16 protein-coding genes are annotated in these 18,781 nt (G+C 74.3%); 9 read left to right on the top strand and 7 right to left on the bottom strand.

The window, feature by feature from the left end; genetic code table 11:
- Nucleotides 1–72 precede the first annotated feature (72 nt).
- The 3 genes from AS188_RS09695 (at nt 73) to AS188_RS09685 (ending at nt 2,924) form a co-directional block, all read left to right on the top strand.
- Complete coding sequence (locus tag AS188_RS09695) at nt 73–1,068, top strand: ABC transporter ATP-binding protein (RefSeq protein WP_058858676.1); 996 nt, start codon at nt 73–75, stop codon at nt 1,066–1,068.
- Complete coding sequence (locus AS188_RS09690; RefSeq protein ID WP_058858675.1) at nt 1,065–1,832, top strand: ABC transporter permease; 768 nt, start codon at nt 1,065–1,067, stop codon at nt 1,830–1,832. Before AS188_RS09695 ends, AS188_RS09690 begins: the two co-directional genes overlap by 4 nt.
- 84 nt (nt 1,833–1,916) lie before the next feature.
- Nucleotides 1,917–2,924 (top strand): COX15/CtaA family protein, encoded by a 1,008-nt coding sequence (locus tag AS188_RS09685; protein WP_058858674.1) that lies wholly within the window; start codon nt 1,917–1,919, stop codon nt 2,922–2,924.
- Between the two features lie 95 nt (nt 2,925–3,019).
- Here the strand turns inward: AS188_RS09685 and AS188_RS09680 are convergent, their stop codons facing one another.
- Together AS188_RS09680 and AS188_RS09675 are read right to left on the bottom strand one after the other, a co-directional pair.
- Nucleotides 3,020–3,937, bottom strand: coding sequence for a dihydrodipicolinate synthase family protein (locus AS188_RS09680; protein ID WP_058858673.1), 918 nt, complete (start codon nt 3,935–3,937; stop codon nt 3,020–3,022).
- Between the two features lie 65 nt (nt 3,938–4,002).
- Nucleotides 4,003–4,899 carry a heme o synthase gene (locus AS188_RS09675; RefSeq protein WP_058859859.1) on the bottom strand — a complete coding sequence of 299 codons (897 nt, stop codon included), beginning with the start codon at nt 4,897–4,899 and terminating at the stop codon, nt 4,003–4,005.
- Between the two features lie 427 nt (nt 4,900–5,326).
- On the opposite strand from AS188_RS09675, the gene tkt reads away from it, so the two are divergent.
- The 6 genes from tkt to pgl all read left to right on the top strand — a co-directional run bounded on the left by tkt (nt 5,327) and on the right by pgl (nt 13,892).
- Nucleotides 5,327–7,453, top strand: coding sequence for a transketolase (gene tkt, locus AS188_RS09670; protein WP_186815360.1), 2,127 nt, complete (start codon nt 5,327–5,329; stop codon nt 7,451–7,453).
- A 125-nt stretch (nt 7,454–7,578) separates the two neighbouring features.
- A complete protein-coding gene (tal, locus tag AS188_RS09665; protein WP_058858672.1) occupies nt 7,579–8,685 on the top strand; it encodes a transaldolase in 1,107 nt (368 codons plus the stop codon).
- 79 nt (nt 8,686–8,764) lie between these two features.
- The gene (locus tag AS188_RS09660) at nt 8,765–10,375 is read left to right on the top strand and encodes a glucose-6-phosphate isomerase (protein ID WP_058858671.1); all 1,611 of its coding nucleotides are present in this window, start codon (nt 8,765–8,767) and stop codon (nt 10,373–10,375) included.
- Between the two features lie 171 nt (nt 10,376–10,546).
- A complete protein-coding gene (zwf, locus tag AS188_RS09655) occupies nt 10,547–12,058 on the top strand; it encodes a glucose-6-phosphate dehydrogenase (RefSeq protein ID WP_058859857.1) in 1,512 nt (503 codons plus the stop codon).
- Entirely contained in the window at nt 12,055–13,149 is a 1,095-nt protein-coding gene (locus AS188_RS09650) for a glucose-6-phosphate dehydrogenase assembly protein OpcA (protein ID WP_083529378.1), read from the top strand. The genes zwf and AS188_RS09650 overlap by 4 nt, the downstream gene beginning before the upstream one ends.
- Entirely contained in the window at nt 13,146–13,892 is a 747-nt protein-coding gene (pgl, locus tag AS188_RS09645) for a 6-phosphogluconolactonase (RefSeq protein WP_058858670.1), read from the top strand. The genes AS188_RS09650 and pgl overlap by 4 nt, the downstream gene beginning before the upstream one ends.
- A gap of 79 nt (nt 13,893–13,971) precedes the next feature.
- Here the strand turns inward: pgl and secG are convergent, their stop codons facing one another.
- The 5 genes from secG to whiA form a co-directional block, all read right to left on the bottom strand.
- Nucleotides 13,972–14,226 carry a preprotein translocase subunit SecG gene (secG, locus tag AS188_RS09640; protein ID WP_058858669.1) on the bottom strand — a complete coding sequence of 85 codons (255 nt, stop codon included), beginning with the start codon at nt 14,224–14,226 and terminating at the stop codon, nt 13,972–13,974.
- 69 nt (nt 14,227–14,295) lie between these two features.
- Nucleotides 14,296–15,111, bottom strand: a complete 816-nt coding sequence (gene tpiA / locus AS188_RS09635; RefSeq protein ID WP_058858668.1) for a triose-phosphate isomerase — start codon at nt 15,109–15,111, stop codon at nt 14,296–14,298.
- Nucleotides 15,112–15,211: 100 nt separating this feature from the next.
- Nucleotides 15,212–16,435, bottom strand: coding sequence for a phosphoglycerate kinase (locus AS188_RS09630; RefSeq protein WP_058858667.1), 1,224 nt, complete (start codon nt 16,433–16,435; stop codon nt 15,212–15,214).
- Between the two features lie 28 nt (nt 16,436–16,463).
- Nucleotides 16,464–17,468, bottom strand: coding sequence for a type I glyceraldehyde-3-phosphate dehydrogenase (gene gap / locus AS188_RS09625; protein WP_058858666.1), 1,005 nt, complete (start codon nt 17,466–17,468; stop codon nt 16,464–16,466).
- Between the two features lie 202 nt (nt 17,469–17,670).
- A complete protein-coding gene (gene whiA / locus AS188_RS09620; RefSeq protein ID WP_058858665.1) occupies nt 17,671–18,720 on the bottom strand; it encodes a DNA-binding protein WhiA in 1,050 nt (349 codons plus the stop codon).
- Nucleotides 18,721–18,781: the final 61 nt, after the last annotated feature.

Here is an 18,781-nt window from a genome sequence, read left to right as displayed (position 1 = left end):
CCTATTCATAATAACGGGTGGGAGCGCCGGGGCCAAGGGCAGGGCCCGGCGCGCCGCCACTACACTGGTCCGGTGCCCGTCCAGAACTCCCCCGCGCCCCCGGCCGCCCCCGCCCTGTCGATCGAGCGGCTCGTCAAGCACTTCCCCGCCCGCCGCCGTGGGAGCGGCGCGGCCGCGGGCGACGCGGTGCGCGCCGTGGACGGGCTCTCCCTCACGGCCCGCCACGGCGAGGTCACGGCGCTGCTGGGACCCAACGGCGCGGGCAAGACCACGACCCTCGAGTGCGCCCAGGGCCTGCAGCGCCCCGACGCGGGGACCGTGCGGCTGCTCGGCCAGGACCCGTGGCGGGCCTCCCCCGCGCTGCGCGCCCGCGTGGGCGTGATGCTCCAGGACGGCGGCCTGCCGCAGGCCGTGCGCCCCCTCGAGCTGCTGCGCCACGTCTGCGCCCTCCACCGCAGCCCCCGCGACATGGACGAGCTGGTCGAGCGGCTGGGCATCGCCGCCTTCGACCGCACCGTGGTGCGGCGGCTCTCCGGCGGGCAGCGCCAGCGCCTGGCGCTCGCGGCCGCCCTGGCCGGGGACCCGGAGGTCGTCTTCCTCGACGAGCCCTCCGCCGGGCTGGACCCGCAGTCGCGCCACATCGTCTTCGACCTGATCGGCCAGCTGCGCCGCGAGGGCCGCTGCATCATCCTCACCACCCACCTGCTCGACGACGCCCAGCGCCTGGCCGACCGGGTCTGCATCGTCGACCATGGCCGGGTCATGGCCGAGGGCTCCGTGGCCGAGCTCGTCGCCCCCGGCGCGGACGCCCCCTCCGTCCTGGAGCTCGTCCTGGCCCCCGCCCAGCTCGAGGCGCGCCCGTTCCCGTGGGAGGCCCCCGAGTTCGCCGCCGTGCGCGTGGGCCGCGCCGAGCGCACCGTGACGCTCTCCGGTCCGCTCACCCCTCCCCTGCTCGAGGCCGTGACCCGGTGGATCGGCACCACCGGGACGATGCCCGAGGCCCTGTCCCTCCAGCCCCGCACCCTCGAGGACGTGTTCCTCGAGATCTCCGGACGGGAGATCCGATGACGACGACGACCGCCTCCGCCCCCGCCCCGCTGCTGCGCCGCGTGGCCGCCCAGGCCCGCTTCGAGACCGTCGCGATGCTGCGCAACGGCGAGCAGCTGCTGCTGCTGGTCGTGCTGCCGCTGATGGGCCTCGCCGGGCTGAGCCTGACCGGCATGCTCGACGCCGTGGTTCCGCCCGGGGCCGAGCGCGTGGACGTGGCCGTGCCCGGCGTGCTCGCGCTGTGCGTGCTCTCCAACGCCTTCTCCGGCCAGGGCATCCAGACCGGCTTCGACCGCCGCTACGGGGTGCTGCGCCTGCTCTCCACCACCCCGCTGGGCCGCGGCGGGCTGATCGCCGGGAAGCTGCTGGCCGTGCTGGCCGTGCTCGCGGTGCAGTACGTGCTCGTGGCGGCCGTGGGCGCCGCGCTCGGGTGGCGGCCCGGGGTGCTCGCCGTGCTCGTCTCGGTGCCGGTGCTGCTGCTGGGCGCGGCGGCGTTCACCGGGCTCGGGCTGCTGCTCGCCGGCACCGTGCGCGCCGAGGCCACGCTGGCCGTGACCAACCTCGTGTGGGTGCTGCTCGCGGCGGTCGGCGGCACCCTGTTCCCGGCCGGCACGCTGCCGGAGGGCCCCGCCTGGCTCGTGGGCCTGCTCCCCTCGGGCGCCCTGGGCCAGGCCCTGCGCGAGACGTTCCTCACCGGCGCCCCGCACCCGCTGCCGCTGCTCGTGCTGGCCGTGTGGGCCGCGGGGGCGTGGGCGGGGGCCGTGCGCTGGTTCCGCTGGAGCTGAGCCGCGCACCGGCGGCACCCGGGCGCCGGGGGCCCGGATAAACTGGCCCCGAGCCCACCCGCCGTTCCGCCCGGAAGTGAGACCATGACCGCCGCCCCCACCGCCACCGGCCCCCGAGCCCTCGGAGGGGTGCTGCTGCCCCTCCGGATCACCCCGTGGGTGCGGGCGCTGGCGCTGGCCTCCCTGCTGGCCAACGCCCTGCTCATCCTCACCGGCGGGCTCGTGCGCCTGACGGGCTCGGGCCTGGGCTGCCCCACGTGGCCGCGCTGCACCGACGAGTCGTGGACGAACACCGCCGAGATGGGCGTGCACGGGATCATCGAGTTCGGCAACCGGCTGCTGACGTTCCTGCTGGCGGCGATCGCCGTGCTGACGTTCCTGGCGGTGTGGCGGCTGCGGGAGCGCCACCGCGACCTCTTCCGGCTGGCGCTGGTGCTGGGTCTGGGCATCCCCCTGCAGGCGGTGGTCGGCGGGATCACCGTGCTCACCGGCCTGAACCCCTGGATCGTGGGGGTGCACTACCTGATCTCGTCGGCGATGATCGCCCTGGCCACCGTGCTGGTCAACCGCACCCGCCGGTACTCCCTGCCCGCCGTGGGCGAGGCCGAACGTCCGGGGCAGGTCCACGCGCACCGGTCCGCGCTGCGCCGGCTGCTGGGCGCGATCGGCCTGCTGACCCTGCTGGTGCTCTACCTGGGCACCCTCGTCACGGGCACCGGCCCACACGCCGGGGACGACTCCAGCGCCCGGCACGCCTTCGACGCCTACCTGATCACCCGGGCCCACGCCGTGCCCGTGTACCTGCTCGTCGCCGCGACCGTCGCCGGGCTGGTCCTGGCCCGGCGGCACCGCTGGCCCGTGGCCGTGGCCTCCGGGCTCAACGTGGTGCTCGCGGCGCTGGTGCTCCAGGCGCTGATCGGCTACTACCAGTACTTCAACGGCGTCCCCATCGTGGCCGTGGCCCTGCACCTCGTCGGCTCCGCCGTGCTCGTGTGGGCCGTGGCCCGGGTCGTGGAGAAGGGATTCGCCGTCACGGCCGTCCCGGCGCCGGTCCTCGGCGCCGCCCGGCCCGCCGGCGCCTCCCAGGACTGAGGGCGACAGCGTCCGGCCCGGCCACGGGTCCGTTCGGCCGGTCCCGGCCACGGTGTCGTACGGCCGGTCCTGTGGCCGTGCGCCCCGCGGGGTGCTCAGAACCGCTCGTCGGGCGCCTCGTCCAGGAGCACCTCGACGGCCTCGGCCAGGCGCTGCCGGCCCGCGGAGGGCACCGGCAGCAGCGGCCGCCGCGGCGGGGCGGTGCTGACCCCGCAGACCTCCGCGAGGGCGTAGAGGGAGCTCAGCGGGCGCTCCTGGCGCAGGATCTCCAGGAGCGGGGCCAGGGCCGCCTGCCACGTGCGCGCGGCCTCCTCGTCCCCGGCCAGCACGGCCGCCCGGAACGCCGCGTACTGGCGTGGCAGCACGGCCGCGATGCCCGAGTGCCAGGCCTGGGCGTCCGGGGCGGCCTCGTGCAGCAGCCGCTCCCCGCTGACCCCGTGGACCGTTCCCGGCTCGGCGAGCCGGGCGAAGCGGCGGCGCCGCTCGGCCAGGACCGCGGGGCCGGTCGCGGTGTCCTTGAACGCCGTGACGTTCTCCAGCCAGGACAGTTCGGCGGCGAGCTCGACCGGGTAGTCGAACCCGGTCGTGGTGGGGTTGTTGTACAGGCACAGCGGCAGCGCCACGGAGGCCGAGACCGTCTCGACCTGGTCGGCGATCTCCTGGGCCACGAGCGGGATGTAGGACAGCGGGTTGAGCACGAGCCCGTCCGCCCCGGCGTTCTCGGCGGCATGGGCGGTCTCGAGGACCTCCCGGGTGGTCATCGCGGAGATGCCCGCGCCGACCGGCACGCCGGAGTGCCGGGCGGCGGAGACGGCCACGCGCACCACCTCGGTGCGCTCGTGGAGGCTGAGGTAGGCGAAGCTTCCCGCGGTGCCGAGGACGACGACCTCGTCCACCCCGGCGCGCACGAGCCGGCCCACGTAGCGCTCGAGGGAGCCCAGGTCCAGGTCACCGCCGGGGGCGAAGGGGGTCACGGGGTACGCGACGAGGCCCCGGAAGGTCATGGTCAGCATGGATCCATCCTAGGACCGGACGTGGCGGGTCCCGGTCCGCGCCGCCCCCGGAGCGGCGGGTGTGCTCAGAGGACGGGGCCGCCGACGAACGGGTCCAGGGCGAGCGCCAGGAAGACCACGGTGATGTAGGCGATCGAACCGTGGAAGACGTACATGGCCTGCTTGTCGGTGGGCCGCCCGGCCACGGCCAGGGCGTGCAGCCTGTGGCTGTGGCCGGTGAACCAGACGCCGGCGGCGAGGGCCGTGACGGCGTAGACCCAGCCGGCACCGCCCACTGGGACGAGCAGCAGCGAGCAGATCACCGTGGCCCACGCGTAGAGCACCACCTGGCTGCCGACCGTGCGGGCGCTCGAGACCGCGCCGAGCATCGGCACGCCGGCCCGGGAGTAGTCCTCGGCGTACTTCATGGACAGCGGCCAGTAGTGCGGCGGGGTCCACAGGAAGATGAACAGGAACAGGATCAGCGCGGGCCAGTCGAGCCCGCCGGTGACCGCCGCCCAGCCGATGAGCACGGGCATGCACCCGGCGACCCCGCCCCAGACGATGTTCTGGGCGGTGCGCCGCTTGAGGACGATCGAGTAGAAGACCGCGTAGAGGAAGATCGCCACCGCACCCAGCGCGGCGGCGAGCGCGTTGACCCCGACGGCCAGCCACACTACGGAGACCGCGGAGAGCACCCACGCGAAGACCAGCGCCTCGCGGTCGGTGACCTCCCCGGTGACCAGCGGCCGCCGGGCGGTCCGCTTCATCACGCGGTCCTCCTCGCGGTCGATGAAGCAGTTGAACGCCCCGGCCGCGCCGGCGGCGAGGGTGCCGCCCACGAGGGTGTTGAGCACGAGCAGGAAGTCGGGCATGCCCTGCTCGGCGAAGATCATGGTGGGGACCGTGGCCACCAGCAGCAGTTCGATGATCCGCGGCTTCATCAGCGCCACGTAGGCCCGCAGCTTCCGGGAGACCGTCATCCGCCCCTCGTACCGCGGGCCCGGGGCGGTGCCCGTGGTCCCGGCGCCCGGGGTCGCTGGCCCCGCGGGTCCCGACGTCTCGAGGAAGTTCACAGAATCATTGCTCCCGGTTGCGGTGGTTCCTCCCGGCGCCGTGCAGGTGCTCCGGGGCGGGCGGGTCGGCACGGCGGGGGCCGGCGCGCGGTGCGGCGCGGAGGGCGGCGCGGTGGCCGGCCACGGGCGTGCGGGAAAGGTCCCATACAGCATAGCGCGTGCCGGGGGCGACCCGGGCCCCGGCGGCTCCCGCCCCGGGCCCGGCGGCGGCGCGGGGGCAACCGGCCGCAATCGGCGCCGGGGCCCCGGGGCCGTGACCTAAGCTGGACCACGGACCGCCGGCCCGTGCCGGCAGGTGCTGCGCACGGCAGCCGATCCCAGCAGAAAGGGCCTGATGCACGTGACCGACCTTCCTGAGAAGCTGATCTGGACCGAGCGGGACCAGCGCGCGGTGGACACCGTCCGCGTGCTGGCCGCGGACGCCGTGGAGAAGGTGGGCAACGGCCACCCGGGCACGGCGATGTCGCTGGCCCCGGCGGCCTACCTGCTGTTCCAGAAGGTGATGGTCCACGATCCGGCCGATGACCGGTGGACCGGCCGGGACCGGTTCATCCTCTCCCCCGGGCACACCTCCCTGACCCTGTACCTGCAGCTGTTCCTCTCCGGCTACGGCATGGAGCTCGAGGACATCAAGTCCCTGCGGACCTGGGGCTCGAAGACCCCGGGCCACCCCGAGTACCGGCACACCACCGGGGTGGAGATCACCACCGGCCCGCTGGGCCAGGGCCTGGCCTCGGCCGTGGGGTTCGCCTACGCCCAGCGCTACACCCGCGGGCTGTTCGACCCGGACGCCGCCCCCGGCACCTCCGTGTTCGACCACACGGTCTACGTGATCGCCTCCGACGGGGACCTGCAGGAGGGGGTGACCTCCGAGGCGTCCTCGCTGGCCGGGGTGCAGGAGCTGGGCAACCTCGTGGTGATCTACGACGACAACCACATCTCGATCGAGGACGACACCGACGTGGCCTTCACCGAGGACGTCCTGGCCCGCTACGCCGCCTACGGGTGGGACGTGGCCCGGGTGGACTGGACGAAGTCCGGGGACTACGTCGAGGACGTCGAGGAGCTCCACGCGGCGATCCTGGCCGCCAAGGCCGAGACCAGCAAGCCCTCGCTGATCGCCCTGCGCACGATCATCGGCTGGCCGGCCCCGGGAAAGCAGAACACCGGGGCCATCCACGGCTCCAAGCTCGGGGCCGAGGAGGTCGCCGCCACCAAGGAGATCCTCGGCTTCGACCCCGAGAAGTCCTTCCAGGTGGAGGAGGAGATCCTGGCCCACACGCGCTCCATCCAGGACCGCATGAAGCAGGTCCGCGAGGAGTGGGAGCAGGACTTCGCCGCGTGGCGGGAGGCCAACCCGGAGCGGGCGCGCCTCTACGACCGGATCCGTGCCGAGGAGCTGCCGGAGAACTACCGTGACGCGTTCCCCGTCTTCGAGGCCGGTAAGGACGTGGCCACCCGCTCGGCCTCCGGCAAGGTGATCAACGCGATCGCCGACACGTTCCCCGAGCTGTGGGGCGGATCGGCCGACCTGGCCGGCTCCAACAACACCACCATCGAGTCCGCGCCCTCCTTCATTCCCGAGGCCCGCTCCACCGCGAAGTGGACCGGCAACCCCTACGGGCGGGTGCTGCACTTCGGCATCCGCGAGCACGCCGCGGCGGCGATCGTCAACGGCATCACCATGTCCTCCCAGACCCGGGCGTTCTCCGGGACGTTCCTGATCTTCTCCGACTACCAGCGCCCGGCCGTGCGCCTGGGCGCGCTGATGAAGGTCCCCTCGATCTACGTGTGGACCCACGACTCCATCGGCCTCGGCGAGGACGGACCCACCCACCAGCCCGTGGAGCAGCTCTCGGCGCTGCGCGCGATCCCGGGCCTGGACGTGGTCCGGCCCGCCGACGCCAACGAGACCGCGATCGCGTGGCGGACGATGCTGGAGAACCGGCACGGCCCGGCCGGGATCGCCCTGACCCGCCAGAACGTGCCCACCTTCGCCCGCGTCGACCTGCACCCGGAGGCCGAGACCGAGAAGTTCGCCTCGGCCGAAGGGGTGGCCCGCGGCGGCTACGTCCTCGCCGACGCTCCCGAGGGCGAGGACCCGGACGTGGTGCTCATCGGCACCGGCTCCGAGGTCGCCCTGGCCCTGGAGGCCCGGACGCAGCTCGCCGCCCAGGGGGTGGCCGCCCGGGTCGTGTCCATGCCCTGCCGGGAGTGGTTCGACGCCCAGGACCAGGACTACCGCGACTCCGTGCTCCCCCCGGCCGTGCGCGCCCGGGTGAGCGTCGAGGCCGGGATCGCCATGTCCTGGCGCGACCTGCTCGGCGACGCCGGGCGGGCGGTGTCCCTGGAGCACTTCGGGGAGTCGGCCGACTACGAGACCCTCTACCGCGAGTTCGGCATCACCGCCGAGGCCGTGGCCGCCGCCGCCCAGGAGTCCATCGCCGCCGCCGGTCGCTGAGGCCCGCACCGGTCCCGGGGCGCCCGCGCGGCGTCCCGGGACCGCGGCCGCACCGGCCCCGCGGGGACGTCCGCCCGCAGCACCCGCCCCCAGCACCCGAAGAACCCCGAGGAACCGAGGCACCCATGACCACCCCCACCCAGAAGCTCTCCGACGCCGGCGTCTCCATCTGGCTCGACGACCTCTCCCGCCAGCGGCTGGCCTCGGGCGGGCTGCAGGCCCTGATCGAGGAGAAGAACGTGGTCGGCGTGACCACCAACCCCACGATCTTCGCCGCCGCCCTGGCCGCCCACGACGCCTACGAGGAGCAGGTCCAGGAGCTGGCAGCCGCCGGCACCGACGTCGACGAGGCCGTGCTGACCATCACCACCGACGACGTGCGCGCCGCCTGCGACCTCTTCGCCCCGATCGCCGAGGCCACCCAGGGTGTGGACGGGCGGGTCTCGATCGAGGTCGACCCCCGCCTGGCCCAGGACGCCGAGGCCACCGCGGCCATGGCCGCCCGCCTCTCGGCCACGATCGACCGGCCCAACGCCCTGATCAAGATCCCCGCCACCGAGGCCGGGCTGCCCTCGATCACCGCCACCATCGCCGAGGGCATCTCCGTCAACGTCACCCTCATCTTCTCCCTCGAGCGCTACCGGGCGGTCGTCAACGCCTACCTGCTGGGCCTGGAGCAGGCCCTGGAGAACGGCAAGGACCTGTCCGGGATCCACTCCGTGGCCTCCTTCTTCGTCTCCCGCGTGGACACCGAGATCGACAAGCGCCTGGAGGCCATCGGCACCGACGAGGCCGCCGCGCTCAAGGGCCGGGCCGGGCTGGCCAACGCCCGCCTGGCCTACCAGGTCTTCGAGGAGTCCCTCGACACCGAGCGCTGGCGGCGCCTGGCCGCCGCCGGGGCCAACCCCCAGCGCCCGCTGTGGGCCTCCACCGGGGTGAAGGACCCGTCCCTGCCCGACACCCTCTACGTCACCGGCCTGGTCGCCCCGCACACGGTGAACACCATGCCGGAGAAGACCCTCGAGGCCGCCTACGACCACGCCGAGGTCACCGGGGACACCATCACCGGCACCTACGCCCAGTCCAACGCCGTGCTCGACGAGATCGCCGGCGTGGGCATCTCCTACGACGAGGTCGTCGCCCAGCTCGAGACCGAGGGCCTGACCAAGTTCGAGGACTCCTGGGCGGAGCTGCTCCAGACCGTGCGCACCGCCCTCGACAACGCCCGCTGACCCGCACCGGCCGGCGGCGCGCCGGCACCCGGCCCCGTCCCGGCCCGGGACGGGGCCGCACCGACCCCGAGGAGAGCCCATGAGTTCCCTGACCGTCCAGACCTCCGGCGCGGCCCGCGAGGCCGTCGACCGCCACGTGCCCGCCCTCGTCGCCGACGGCTTCGCGGGCAAGCTCTTCGCCCAGGACCCCACCCTGTGGGGGGCCGCCGCGGAGGAGGAGTCCGCCAAGCGCCTCGGCTGGGTCGAGGCCGCCGAGGTCTCGCGCCCGCTGGTGCCCGAGATCACCGCCCTGCGCGACGAGCTCGCCGCCGAGGGCGTGGACCGCTTCGTGCTCGCGGGCATGGGCGGGTCCTCGCTGGCCCCCGAGGTGATCACCCGCACCGCGGGCGCGGAGCTGTTCGTGCTCGACTCCACCGACCCGGAGATGGTCGCCGCCGCCCTGGCCGACCGGCTGGAGCGGACCGCGATCGTGGTCTCCTCCAAGTCCGGCTCCACGGTGGAGACCGACTCGGCCCGGCGCGCCTTCGCCCGCGCCTTCGAGCAGGCCGGCATCGACGCCGCCTCCCGGATCGTCGTCGTCACCGACCCCGGCTCCCCCATGGAGGCCTCGGCCCGGGAGGCCGGCTACCGCCGCGTCTTCACCGCCGACCCGACCGTGGGCGGGCGCTTCTCGGCGCTGACCGCGTTCGGGCTGGTCCCCGCGGGCCTGGCCGGCGTGGACGTCGCCGCCCTGCTCGACGACGCCGACGAGGCGGCGGAGGTCCTGCGCGAGGACGCCGAGGACAACCCCGGCCTGCACCTGGGCGCCGCCCTGGGCGGGACCGAGCCGCTGCGCAACAAGCTCGTGCTGCGCGACCTCGGCTCGGGCATCGCCGGCTTCGCCGACTGGGCCGAGCAGCTGATCGCCGAGTCCACCGGCAAGGAGGGCACCGGGCTGCTGCCCGTCGTCGTCGGCGCGGGCGAGGCCCCGGAGGCCGGGGCCCCGGACGTGCTCGTGGTCGACCTCGTCGCCGCCGACGCCGAGGACGCCCCGGAGGGCGACGCCGTGCGCGTGGGCGGGTCCCTGGGCGCCCAGCTGCTGTTGTGGGAGGTCGCCACCGCGGTCGCCGGCCGGCTGCTCGGGATCAACCCCTACGACCAGCCCGACGTCGAGTCCGCCAAGACCGCCACCCGCGCCCTGCTCGAGGCGAAGCCGGAGCCCACGGCGCCCGAGGCGGTCGACGGCGCGGTGGAGATCCGCGGCGACGCGCAGCTGCTGCGCGGGGCCACGACCGTCGAGCAGGCCCTGCGCCACCTGCTGGAGGCCCTGCCCGACTCCGGCTACGTGGCGGTGCAGGCCTACTTCGACCGGCTCTCCTGGGCCGAGCTGGAGCAGGTGCGCCCGCTGCTGGCCCGCGCCACGGGCCGGCCCACGACCTTCGGGTGGGGTCCCCGGTTCCTGCACTCCACCGGCCAGTACCACAAGGGCGGGCCCGCCGAGGGCGTGTACCTGCAGGTCACCGCCGCCTCGGACACCGACCTGGAGATCCCCGACAGCCCGTTCAGCTTCGGCGAGCTGATCTCCGCGCAGGCCGACGGCGACGCCCAGGTGCTCGCCGACCACGGCCGCCCGGTCCTGCGCCTGCGCCTGACCGACCGGGCCGAGGGCGTGCGTCAGTTGGTGCGCGCCGTGGAGGCCCTCGCGGGCTGAGCCCACCCGGCTGGGAGGAGCGCCCCGTGCTCCCCTAGACTGGGGGGACGCCACGGTCGGCGCGGGCTCGCCCGCGCCGACCGTTCCCGCGTGCAGGCCCCCGGCCCCGGTCCCCGGGACGCGCCGGGACGGAAAGGAGATCCGTTGCCAGACAAGTTCGCCCGCAACCCCCTGCGGGACCGGAGGGACCGGCGGCTCGTGCGCGTCGCCGCGCCGTCGGCGCTCGTGCTCTTCGGCGTCACCGGCGACCTCGCCAAGAAGAAGCTGCTGCCGGCGATGTACGACCTCGCCAACCGCGGCCTGCTCCCGCCCTCGTTCGCCGTCGTCGGCTTCGGCCGGCGGGAGTGGACCCACGACGACTTCCGCGCCGTGGTGCGCGAGTCCGTCGAGGCCCACGCCCGCACCCCGTTCCGGGAGGACGTCTGGCGCCAGTTCGCGACCGGGATCCGGTTCGTGCGCGGGGAGTTCGACGACGACCGCGCCTACGAGTCCCTGAAGGCGACGCTCAAGGAGCTCGACGTCCACTACGGGACCCGCGGCAACCACGCCTTCTACCTCTCGATCCCGCCCAAGGCCTTCGAGACCGTGTGCCAGCAGCTGGCCGACCACGGCCTCGCCGACCACGAGAACGCCTCCGGCTGGCGGCGGGTGGTGATCGAGAAGCCCTTCGGCCACGACCTCGAGTCCGCCGCCGAGCTCAACGCCATCGTCGAACGGGTCTTCCCCGCGGACTGCGTGTTCCGCATCGACCACTACCTGGGCAAGGAGACGGTGCAGAACATCCTGGCGCTGCGCTTCGCCAACCAGATGTTCGAGCCGCTGTGGAACAACAGGTTCGTGGACCACGTGCAGATCACCATGGCCGAGGACATCGGCATCGGCTCCCGGGCCGGCTACTACGACGGCGTGGGCGCGGCCCGCGACGTGATCCAGAACCACCTGCTGCAGCTGCTGGCGCTCACTGCGATGGAGGAGCCGCTGTCCTTCGAGGCCCACCACATGCGCGCCGAGAAGGCGAAGGTGCTGGCCTCCGTCGTCGTCCCCGAGGACCTCGCCGCGTACTCCGCGCTCGGCCAGTACGCGGCCGGGCTGCAGGGCGGCCAGCAGGTGCGCGGCTTCCACGAGGAGCAGGACATCCCGGCCGACTCCCGCACCGAGACCTACGCCGCGCTGCGCCTGGACATCAACAACCGGCGCTGGGCCGGGGTGCCGTTCTACCTGCGGGCCGGCAAGCGCCTGGGCCGGCGGGTGACCGAGGTCGCGGTCCAGCTCAAGCGCTCCCCCAACCTGCTCTTCGGCGACAACGGGCACGAGGACCTCGGGCGCAACGTGATCGTGGTCCGGATCCAGCCCGACGAGGGGGTGACGATCCGGCTGGGCTCCAAGGTCCCCGGCACCCAGTCCGAGATCCGCGACGTGACCATGGACTTCGGCTACGGGCACTCGTTCACCGAGTCCAGCCCCGAGGCGTACGAGCGGCTGATCCTCGACGTGCTCCTGGGGGAGCCGCCCCTGTTCCCGGACCACGAGGAGGTCGAGCTGTCCTGGCGGATCCTCGACCCCTTCGAGCAGTGCTGGCAGGAGCAGGGGATCGTGCCGGAGTCCTACGCCCCCGGCTCGTGGGGGCCCGCCGGGGCGGACGCGCTCCTGGCCCGCGACGGACGCGTCTGGAGGCGACCGTGATCGTATCGATGGAGAACACCACCACCTCCGCCATCGACAAGAAGCTGCACCAGCTGCGCGACCAGCACGGGGTGGTGACCCTCGGGCGCGTGCTGACGCTGGTGGTGCTCGCCCAGGCGGGCCACTCCGAGGCGGCCCTCGAGGCGGCGAACTTCGCCAGCCACGAGCACCCGTGCCGGATCATCGTGCACGTGGCCCACGCCTCCTCGGAAGACACCCGCCTCGACGCGCAGCTGCGCATGGGCGGGGACGCCGGGGCCTCGGAGGTGATCGTCCTGCACGGCTACGGCGCGCTCGCCGAGCCCACCGAGACGCTGTTCTCGGCGCTGCTGCTGCCTGACGCCCCGATCGTGGTGTGGTGGGCCCACCGGGTCCCCGACACCTCCCCGACGACGTCCTCGATCGCGGGCATCGCCCACCGCCGGATCACCGACGCCGCCCGCCACGAGGACGCCTGGGCGGCCCTGCACGACCTCGGCTCCCGCTACGTGCCCGGCGACACCGACCTGTCCTGGACCCGGATCACCAACTGGCGGATCCAGCTCGCGGCGGTCCTCGACCAGGCGGGCCCGGCCCCCGTGCGCGAGGTCGTCGTCGAGGGCTCCGGGCGCTCCCCCAGCGTCGTGCTCCTCGGGGCGTGGCTGGGCACCCGCCTGGACGCCGAGGTCTCGTTCATCGACTCCCCCGGCAACCGGCGGCTGCACCGGGTGGTGCTGGTGCGCGACGACGGCGAGATCGCGCTCGAGCGCCCGGGCCGCAGTGTCGCCGTGCTGCGCCAGCCGGGCCAGCCGGACCAGCAGGTCGCGATGCCGGTGCGCGACCTCAACGCGTGCCTGGCCGAGGAGCTGCGCCGCCTGGACCCGGACGAGGTCTACGGCGAGGTGCTCACCACGGGGCTGCGCGACGTGCGCGTGGCGCGCGTGGTGGACCACTCCGGGGAGCTCTCCCCCGGCGCGGCGGCCTTCCTGGCCGCCCACGGCGGGGGCCGCGAGCAGCCGGCGGCCGTGCCCGCCGCCGCCCCCGGCGACGCCGGGTCGGGCGCCCCCGCCGCCGGCACCCCCCAGACCGGGACCCGAGGAGGAACACCGTGAGCGAGCTCCGGACCGCCGTCCACCCCGACGCCCGGACCCTGGCCGAGGCCACGGCCGGGCGGGTGCTCGACGTGCTGACCGCGGCCCAGGACGAACGCGGCGAGGCCTCCGTCGTGCTGACCGGCGGGGGCATGGGCACGGCGGTGCTCGCCGCCGTGGCCACCTCCCCGGACCGCTCCGCCGTGGACTGGTCCCGGGTCGACGTCTGGTGGTCCGACGAGCGCTTCACCGAGGGCGCCAGCGCGGAGCGCAACTGCGTCCAGGCCGCCGAGGCCGTGGGCGGGGCGCTCGCCCTGGACCCGGACCGGGTCCACTGCATGGGCTCCGCCGACGAGTTCACGTCCCCGGAGGAGGCCGCCGAGGACTACCTGCGGGAGCTGGCGGCGGCCGCGGCGCGCGAGGGCCGCGACGGGCCCCTCCCCCGCTTCGACCTCTCCCTGCTGGGCCTGGGCCCGGACGGGCACGTGGCCTCCCTGTTCTCGGGCCGCCCGCACGTGCACGAGGAGCGGGCCACGGTGCTGGGGGTGCGGGACTCGCCCAAGCCGCCGCCGCAGCGGGTGAGCATGACGCTGCCGCTGATCAACGCGGCCGAGCGGGTGTGGCTGCTCGTGGCGGGGGCGGAGAAGGCGCAGGCCGTCGCCGCGGTGCGCGCCGGGGCACCGGTCGGGCGCACGCCCGGGGCCGGGGTCCGGGGCGCGCAGGAGACCCTCCTGCTCCTCGCCCGGGACGCCGCCGGGGCCTGAGCGGCGCCCGCCCGCCGCGGTGCCGGACGTGCACGGGCCCCCGGGACGGCGTCCCGGGGGCCCGTGCACGGGTGCCGCGTCAGGCGCCCGGCGTGGTGAAGCGCATCGTCAGCGCGTAGGCCGCCACGGCCAGCGCCCACGCGACCGCCACGATCGTGGTCAGCCGCACGAGGTTCTTCTGCGCCACGCCGGAGGTGTTGAGCGACTGCGTCATGCCGCCGCCGAACATGTCGGACAGGCCGCCGCCCTTGCCCTTGTTCAGCAGGACGAGCAGGACGGCCAGGAGGCTGGTGACCACGATGATCACCAGGAGCACGGTCTGCAGGATTTCCACGGAGGCCCTTCCCGGGGGTCGGTGCCGAGCGGGCGCCCGGGGCGGGCGCCGTCGGTCAGGGGGTCGTGATCAGTCGGTCACGAGGTGCTGCTCGAACCTGGCAATGCTAGCAAACTCCTCGGCGTCGAGGCTGGCCCCGCCGACCAGCAGGCCGTCCACGTCCCTGCCCTTCAGCAGCGCCGCGGCGTTGGCGGCCTTCGCCGAGCCGCCGTAGAGGATGCGGGTGCGGGCGGCGGTGCGCGCGTCGTGGAGGTCGGCCAGCTCGGCGCGGATCGCGGCAGCCATCTCCTGGGCGTCCTCGGGTCCGGCGACCTCGCCGGTGCCGATGGCCCACACGGGCTCGTAGGCGACCACGAGTTCCGCCACGCGCTCGGCGTCGAGCCCGGCGACGGCCCCGCGCAGCTGCTCGAGGGTGTGGCCGACGTGCTCGCCGGCCTGGCGGACCTCCAGGCCCTCGCCCACGCACAGCACCGGCACGAGGCCGTGGCGGTGGGCCGCGGCGATCTTGGCGGCGCACAGGGCGTCCGTCTCGCCGTGGAGGGTGCGCCGCTCGGAGTGGCCCACGAGCACGTAGGTGCACCCGAGGCGGGCGAGGAACTGCCCGGAGACGTCCCCGGTGTAGGCCCCGGAGTCCTTGTCGGAGAGGTCCTGGGCGCCGTAGCGCACCCGCAGCCCGTCGGCCTCCACGAGGGACTGCACGGAGCGCAGGTCGGTGAACGGCGGGAACACGGCGACCTCGACGCGGTCGTGGTCGTGCTTGGCGTCGTCGAGGGTCCACGCCAGCTTCTGCAGCAGGGCGATGCCCTGGACGTGGTCCATGTTCATCTTCCAGTTGCCGGCGATCAGCGGCGTGCGGTCGAAGCTCCCGTTGGTCTGCGAGGTCATCTGCTGGTCCTGTCCGCGGCGCTCTCGCCGCTGCTCGTGCGGGGTGCGGGAAGGGCACCCCGGGCGCGTGTCCCGGGATGCCCTTCCGCCGTGGTGGTGGTCAGGCGCCGAGGGCGACGACGCCGGGCAGCTCCTTGCCCTCGATGAACTCCAGCGACGCGCCGCCGCCGGTGGAGATGTGGCCGAACTGCTCGTCGGTGAAGCCGAGGTTGCGCACGGCGGAGGCGGAGTCGCCGCCGCCGATCACGCTCATGGCCTCCGAGGCGACGATGGCCTCGGCGACCGCCCGGGTCCCGGCGGCGAAGGCGTCCATCTCGAACACGCCCATGGGCCCGTTCCAGAACACCGTGCGGGCGGCCTTGATCCGGTCGGCGAACAGCGCCGCGGAGGCGGGGCCGATGTCCAGGCCGAGGCCGGAGGCGCCGATCTGCCCGCCGACGATGTCCTCGACGGGGCGGGTCTCGTGCGGGGCGTCGGCCGCGAAGCGCTCCGCGTAGACGACGTCGACGGGCAGGACGATCTCGGTGCCGGCGTCGGCCGCCCGCTCGAGGTAGCCCTTGACCGTCTCGAGCTGGTCCTCCTCGAGCAGGGACCCGCCGACGCGGTGGCCCTGGGCCGCGAGGAAGGTGAAGACCATGCCGCCGCCGATGAGCAGGGCGTCGGCCCGGCCGATGAGGTTGTCGATCACGGCGAGCTTGTCCGAGACCTTCGACCCGCCCATCACGACGACGAAGGGCCGCTCCGGGTCCTGGACGACCTTGGTGAGGACCTCGAGCTCGCGCCTGACGAGGTCGCCCTGGTAGGCGGGCAGCCGGTGGGCGATGTCGTAGACGGAGGCGTGCTTGCGGTGCACCGCCCCGAAGGCGTCGCCCACGTAGGCGCCGTTCTCGCCGGTCAGGGCGGCCAGCTCGTCGGCGAGGGCGCCGCGCTCGGCGTCGTCCTTCGAGGTCTCGCGCGGGTCGAAGCGCACGTTCTCGAGCACCAGCACCTCGCCGTCGGCCAGGGCCGCGGCCTTGTCCCGGGCGTCCTGGCCGACGACGTCGGTGGCGATCCGCACCGGGACGTCGGCCAGCTCGGCCAGGCGCTGCCCGGCAGGGGCGATCGAGTACTTCGGGTCCACCTGGCCCTTGGGCCGGCCGAGGTGGGCCATCACGATCACGCGGGCCCCGGCGTGGGCGAGCTTCTCGATGACCGGCAGGGACGCGCGGACGCGGCCGTCGTCGGTCACCGTGACGCCGTCCAGGGGGACGTTGAGGTCCGAGCGGACGAGGACGCGGCGCCCGGCGACGCCGTCGGCGATCAGTTCGTCAAGTGCATGTGCCATGACGCTCACCCTACCGGGGTGCCGGGCCTCAGAGCTGCGACGCGACGTGGGAGACGACGTTGACGAGGCGCACGGTGTAGCCCCACTCGTTGTCGTACCACGCGATGACCTTGACCTGGCCGTCGATGACCTTGGTCAGCGGCGCGTCGAAGATCGTGGAGATGTCGTCGCCCTGGATGTCCGAGGAGACGATCGGGTCCTCGGTGTACTTGACGATCCCCTTCATGGGGCCCTCGGCGGCGGCCTTCATGGCGGCGTTGACCTCCTCGACGGTGACGTCCTTCGACGCCTCGAAGGTGAGGTCCACGAGCGAGCCGGTCGGGACGGGCACGCGCACCGCGAAGCCGTCGAGCTTGCCCTTGAGCTCCGGGAGCACGAGCCCCACGGCGGCGGCGGCCCCGGTGGTGGTGGGGACCATGTTCAGGGCGGCGGCGCGGGCGCGGCGGAGGTCCTTGTGCGGGCCGTCCTGGAGGTTCTGGTCCGCGGTGTAGGCGTGGATGGTGGTCATCAGGCCGCGCTCGATGCCGAACGCGTCGTTGAGGACCTTCGCCATGGGTGCGAGGCAGTTGGTGGTGCAGGAGGCGGCCGAGACGATGTCCATCGACGCGGCGTCGTAGGCGTCCAGGTTCACGCCCGGCACGAAGGTGCCGTCGATCTCCTTGCCCGGGGCGGAGAGGACGACCTTCTTCGCCCCGCCGTCCAGGTGCGCCTTCGCCTTGGTGCCGTTGGTGAAGCGCCCGGTGGACTCCACGACCACGTCCACGCCCAGCTCGCCCCACGGCAGCTTGGCGGGGTCGGGCTCGGCCAGGAAGCGGACCTGCTGCCCGTCCACGGTCATGACGTCGTCCTCGAGGGTGACCTCGCCCGGGTAGCGGCCCAGGACGGAGTCGTAGCGGAAGAGGTGGACCAGGGTCTTGGGGTCCGTGAGGTCGTTGACGGCCACGACCTCGACGTTCTGGCCGTGCTCGCGCACCGCCCGGAGGAAGTTGCGGCCGATGCGTCCGAAGCCGTTGATGCCCACTCGAATGGTCACTGCGTTCTCCTGTGCTGTGGTCGGTGTGGAGTTCGGTGCTGTTGTGCTCCAGTCTACGTGGTATTCGATTGGTTGTCTTGGGGTCGTGAAAGTTTTTTCGGCTCCTCAGCCCAGAACCCACACAAACCCACATTCCCGGACGGGTCCGGGAGCGAACCCACGGAAGCGCAGGCGGGCCCGCCCGGGAGCGGTCCCGCCGTGCTCAGCGGCCGCCGGCGGGCGGCCCGGCGGCGGGCTCACCGGCCGCGGCGGGGGCGGGCCCGGCTCCCTCGGCCGCGGTCCCGGCGGCGGTCTCGGCCGCCGCGTCCGTGCCCGGCACGCCGAGCTCCTCGGCCCGGCGGTCGGCCATCGCGAGCAGCCGCCGGATCCGCCCGGCGACGGCGTCCTTGGTCAGCGGCGGGTCGGCCAGCCGGCCCAGCTCGTCGAGGCTGGCCTGCTTGTTGGACAGCCGCAGCTCCCCGGCCTGGCGCAGGTGCTCGGGGACCTCGTCGCCCAGGATCTCGAGGGCGCGCTCGACGCGGGCCCCGGCGGCCACCGCGGCCTGGGCGGAGCGGCGCAGGTTGGCGTCGTCGAAGTTGGCGAGGCGGTTGGCCGTGGCCCGGACCTCCTTGCGCATCCGGCGGTCCTCCCACTGCAGCAGCGTGCGGTGGGCGCCCATCCGGGTCAGCAGCGCCGCGATCGCGTCGCCGTCGCGCACGACCACGCGGTCGGCCCCGCGCACCTCCCGTGCCTTGGCGAGCACCCCGAGCCGGCGGGCGGCGCCCACGAGGGCGAGCGCGGCCTCCGGGCCCGGGCAGGTGAACTCCATGGCGGCCGAGCGCCCGGGCTCGGTCAGCGAGCCGTGGGCGAGGAAGGCCCCGCGCAGCACGGCCGCGGCGTCGGCCACCGCCCCGTTGACGACCGCCGGCGGCAGGCCGCGCACGGGCCGGCCGCGGCCGTCGAGCAGACCGGTCTGGCGGGCGAGGGCCTCGCCGTCGCGGCCCACGCGCACCACGTAGGAGCTGCCGCGGCGCAGGCCGCCGCCGGAGACCACCACGAGCTCGCTGTCGTGGCCGAAGACCTCGGCGATGGTGCGGCGCACCCGCCGGGCCGTGGCCCCGGAGTCGACCTCCGCCTCGACCTCGATCCGGCCGGCGACGATGTGCAGCCCCCCGGCGAAGCGCAGCAGCGCCGAGAGCTCGGCCCGCCGCTCCGAGGACTTCTTGACCTCGAGGCGGGACAGTTCTTCCTTGACCGATGACGTCAGGGCCACGCGGTTCCTTTCCGGTGTGGGGGTGGGGGGGCCGGGCCGCGGCGGTGCCGGCGGGCCGGTG

It is taken from the genome of Kocuria flava (genome assembly GCF_001482365.1).
Lineage (GTDB): Bacteria > Actinomycetota > Actinomycetes > Actinomycetales > Micrococcaceae > Kocuria > Kocuria flava.
The sequence above is the reverse complement of the archived record's forward strand: the minus strand, read 5'-3'. Positions and strand labels throughout refer to the sequence as shown.